Origin of the sequence: Legionella gresilensis, assembly GCF_900639865.1 — a bacterium.
Classification (GTDB): domain Bacteria; phylum Pseudomonadota; class Gammaproteobacteria; order Legionellales; family Legionellaceae; genus Legionella_C; species Legionella_C gresilensis.
This window is the reverse complement of record NZ_CAAAHX010000044.1, coordinates 1-1,189: the sequence shown is the minus strand read 5'-3', so window position 1 is coordinate 1,189 and position 1,189 is coordinate 1. Positions and strand designations below refer to the sequence as shown.

Genomic DNA, 1,189 nt, shown 5'->3' with positions numbered 1-1,189 from the left:
ATGGCGAAGGAAAAGTTTGAACGAAAAAAGCCACACGTGAATGTGGGAACGATTGGCCACGTTGACCATGGTAAAACGACGCTGACCGCAGCGATTACAACGATTATGGCAAAGAAGTTTGGTGGCACAGCCAAAGCTTATGATCAAATTGACGCAGCGCCAGAAGAGCGTGAGCGTGGTATTACGATCTCCACAGCGCATGTTGAATATGAATCAGCGAATCGCCACTATGCACACGTAGATTGTCCAGGGCATGCGGATTATGTTAAGAACATGATTACGGGTGCTGCTCAAATGGACGGCGCTATCTTAGTTGTTTCTGCAGCAGATGGTCCTATGCCTCAAACACGCGAGCATATTTTATTATCTCGCCAAGTTGGTGTACCTTACATTGTTGTTTTCTTAAACAAAGCAGACATGGTTGATGATGCTGAGTTACTAGAGCTTGTTGAGATGGAAGTTCGTGACTTATTAAGCAGCTATGAGTTTCCTGGTGATGATATACCTATTGTGGTTGGTTCAGCATTAAAAGCGCTTGAAGGCGATACGAGTGAGATTGGTGTTGCAGCGATTGAGAAGCTTGTTGATACGATGGATTCTTATATTCCTGAGCCTGTTCGCAACATTGATAAAAGCTTCTTGTTACCGATTGAAGATGTGTTTTCAATTTCAGGTCGTGGTACAGTTGTTACCGGTCGAATTGAGAGCGGTATTATTAAAGTAGGTGAAGAAGTTGAGATTGTTGGTATTCGTGATACCACCAAAACCACTTGTACAGGTGTTGAGATGTTCCGTAAATTGCTTGACGAAGGTCGTGCAGGCGATAACGTGGGTATCTTATTACGTGGTACAAAACGCGATGAAGTTGAGCGCGGACAGGTGTTAGCAAAACCTGGTACTATCAAGCCTCATACTAAGTTTGAAGCTGAAGTGTATGTGCTCTCAAAAGATGAGGGTGGTCGCCATACGCCATTTTTCAATGGTTATCGTCCACAGTTTTACTTCAGAACTACTGACGTAACCGGCTCTTGTGACCTTCCTGAAGGTGTGGAAATGGTTATGCCAGGTGATAACGTTCAATTGACTGTACATCTGCACTCTCCAATTGCAATGGATGAGGGGTTACGCTTCGCTATTCGTGAAGGCGGCCGAACTGTCGGTGCTGGTGTCGTTGCAAAAATTATTGAGT

Annotated in this window: 1 protein-coding gene; it reads left to right on the top strand. The window is 44.5% G+C overall.

All coding sequences use genetic code 11. The features are described from left to right. Window positions 1-1,189 (top strand): elongation factor Tu (gene tuf, locus E1P04_RS17460; RefSeq protein ID WP_131784127.1); only part of this gene is annotated, 1,189 nt, incomplete at its 3' end.